4 protein-coding genes are annotated in these 2946 nt (G+C 77.9%); 2 read left to right on the forward strand and 2 right to left on the reverse strand.

All coding sequences use genetic code 11. The annotated features are described in order from the left end of the window. Both AC0CYZ_RS14165 and AC0CYZ_RS14170 read right to left on the reverse strand, forming a co-directional pair. Window positions 1–752 (reverse strand): aromatic acid exporter family protein (locus AC0CYZ_RS14165; RefSeq protein ID WP_472216356.1); only part of this gene is annotated, 752 nt, incomplete at its 3' end. Between the two features lie 51 nt (window positions 753–803). Continuing rightward, entirely contained in the window at window positions 804–1571 is a 768-nt protein-coding gene (locus AC0CYZ_RS14170) for an IclR family transcriptional regulator (protein WP_472216358.1), read from the reverse strand. Between the two features lie 106 nt (window positions 1572–1677). On the opposite strand from AC0CYZ_RS14170, the gene AC0CYZ_RS14175 reads away from it, so the two are divergent. Next, entirely contained in the window at window positions 1678–2223 is a 546-nt protein-coding gene (locus AC0CYZ_RS14175) for a quercetin 2,3-dioxygenase (protein ID WP_472216360.1), read from the forward strand. Next, a partial coding sequence (locus AC0CYZ_RS14180) for an alpha/beta hydrolase fold domain-containing protein (protein ID WP_472216362.1) occupies window positions 2204–2946 on the forward strand: 743 nt, incomplete at its 3' end. The genes AC0CYZ_RS14175 and AC0CYZ_RS14180, both read left to right, overlap by 20 nt.

The following is a 2946-nucleotide window of genomic DNA, read 5'->3' on the forward strand; positions in this document are numbered from 1 at the left end:
AGCTCCTCCAGCGCCTCGACGCGGCCGTGCAGGGCGCGCAGCGCGGCCGCGAGGTGGGTGAGGCCGCGGTCGGCAGCGCCGGGCCCCGTCGGGCGCTCGTCCACCGGGACGACGCCGAGCCGCACCCGGTCGGCGGCCCACGTCGCGGTGCGTCGGGCGCGGGCGAGCTCCTCGCCGCCGTCGGGCAGGGCCTCGAGCCGGGCGCCGACCGCGCGGGCGGCGGCCGCGGTCCGGGCGGCGAACGGGCGCGGGGACGCCGGCGGCCAGAGGAACCGATCGGCCAGGGCGAGCAGTCCTGTTCCGATCACCAGCCCGGCGAGGCGCTCCGGCAGTTGCGCGGGTGTGAAGGGCGGGAACGACGGGAGGATGTAGAGCAGGTGCAGGCCCACGACGACGCCGGCGGCGCGCGGGCCGCCCAGCGCGAGCAGGGCCACCGCCACCCCGGCCACGAGCACCCCGGCCGTCGCCGCCCACGTGTTCACCGCCAGCAGCGATCCGAGGGTGACCAGGACGAGCCCGGCGAGGCAGCAGGCCAGGATCGTGCGGGTGCGCTGGGCCGGGGTGCCGCGGATCTCGGAGAACACCCCGAAGCCGAGGACGCCGAAGACCGCGTACACCGCCATCGTCGGGGAGTCCAGCCCGTAGCGGCACGCGAGGAAGCCGACGGACGCGGCGATCGCGATCCGCGGCGCGCGCCGGGTCGCGTCCAGCCCGGGGTCACGGCGCAGCAGCCACCGCAGCAGTCGCCGCATCGGGTCATCGTGCTCCCGGCGCCCGCCCGCTCCAAGCCCCCCGCGCACGGCTCAGCCAGTGCGGGGCGGGTGGTGGCCCAGACCTCGCGCGACGGCGAGCGCGGTCGAGCGCACGACCGGGGTGTAGGCCTGCGGGCGCGCGGCCCCCGCCGGGACGACGACCGACACCGCCGCGAGGGTCTGCCCGAGGCCGTCGCGGACCGGCGCGGCGACCGAGGAGACCGGTGCGGGCGAGGCCCGGTCGAACACCGCGACCTGGCTCCGGCGCACGTCGGGGAGCCGGCGGCGCAGCCGCCCGGCGGCCGCCGCGTCGAGCCCGCCCAGGACGCGCCGGCGCACCGCCTCCGGCGCCCCCGCGAGCAGGACGAGCCCGACCCCGGTGTCGTGCAGCGGCATCCGGCCGCCCACCCGGTAGTCGATCTCCACGGCGCCCCGGGCGGAGAGCCGCTCGACGAGCAGCGCCTCGTCGCCCTCGCGCACCGCGAGCAGGACGTGCTGGCCGGACACCTCGTGGAGGTCCTCGAGGTAGGGCAGCGCCACCTCGCGCAGGCCGTGGCTGCGCGGGGCGAGCGAGGCGATCTCGAAGAGCCGCAGCCCGACGACGTAGCGCGCGTCGTCGTCCTTCTCCAGCGCCCCCCAGGCCAGCAGGTGGCCCGCCAGCCGGAACGCGGTGGACATCGGGATCGCGGCCCGGCGGCTCAGGTCGGCCAGGCTCAACGCGCGGTGGTCGGCGTCGAACGCGGTGAGCAGCGCGAGCGCCCGCACGACGACGGGATCGCCCTCGGCGGGCCGCTTGCCCCGACGCCGCGGCGCGTCCACGTCCCGACCTTATGCCGGTCAATGGAAGGTCGGGGCCGCGGGCGGGGTCCGGGCCACACCATGGTCGACGCCGGACCACCGCCGATCCGACCCCCGGAGGGACACCATGACCGCAGAGTTCGTCCGCGCCGCCGCGGACAGGGACCCCGCCCTGCCGGGCAGGCCGGTCCCCTACGTGCTGGCGGCCGGCGAGGGCGAGCGGGCCCACCTGTTCGACCAGCTCTTCACCGTGCTGCTCTCCGGCGACGAGACCGAGGGTCAGTTCGGCGTCTTCACCATGGAGGCCCCGCGCGGACAGGCCATCCCGGTGCACTCCCACCCGGACGTCCACGAGATCTTCTACGTGCTCGACGGCCTGGTCCGCGTCGCGATCGAGGACCCCGACGGCGGGCGGGTGGACGAGGTCCTCACGACGGGCGACTTCGGGTACGTGCCGGCCGGCCACCGCCACACGTTCCGCGTCGAGTCCCACCGGGCCCGCACCCTCGGGGTCAGCACCGGCGGCTTCGAGCGGTTCTTCGCCGCCGCCGGCGAGCGCACCGCGTCGCGCATGCCGCCGGCCGCGCCGGTCGTGCCTTCCCCCGAGCAGCTCGGTGACGCCGCCCGCCGCTACCGCAACGAGTTCCACTTCGATGTCCACCTCATCGACTGACACACCACCGCCACCGCCCCCGCCACCGGCGCCCGCGCCGCTCCCGGCCCCGGGCCGCGGGCAGGGCCTGGCGACCTGGCGGGCCGTCGAGTACGCCGTCGTGCCCGGCTTCCGGCCCCTGCTGCTCGACGTCGTCCGGCCCGACTCCGCCGCCCCGCTCCCCCTCGTGGTGTTCCTGCACGGCGGCGGGTGGCGGGCGGGGAGCCGCGCGGCGATGGGACCGATGTTCGCGGACTGGTCGCCGTCGCCGTTCGCCCAGCTGGCCGCGGCCGGGTTCGCGGTCGCCTCGCTGGACTACCGGCTGACCGGGGAGGCCACGTTCCCGGCGCCCCTCGACGACGTCCGAGCCGGCCTGGCGTGGCTGGACGCGCACGCCGACGAGCTCGGCCTGGCCGACCGGCGCGCGTTGTGGGGCGAGTCGGCCGGCGGGCACCTCGCCGCCCTCGCCGCGCTGACCGGCGAGGGCGTGGACGCCGTCGTCGACTGGTACGGGCCGGCGGACCTCACGGCGCTCGCGCGGGACGCCGCCGCGACCGGGATCTCGATCACCGACCCGGGTGCGGCGGACTCCCGCGAGGCGCTGCTGCTCGGCGGCGCCGTCGCCGACCGACCCGACGCCGCGCGCGCCGCCAGTCCCGTCGCGCACGTCCGCGCCGGAGCCCCGCCGTTCCTGCTGCGGCACGGGACCCGCGACCGCTTCGTCCCCGCCCGCCAGTCGCAGCG

This window comes from Actinomycetospora sp. (genome assembly GCF_055612215.1).

What these genes read in the sequence shown, in the direction of transcription:
- AC0CYZ_RS14175 (WP_472216360.1), top strand. Translation starts at nt 1,678, where the DNA reads ATGACCGCAGAGTTCGTCCGCGCCGCCGCGGACAGGGACCCCGCCCTG.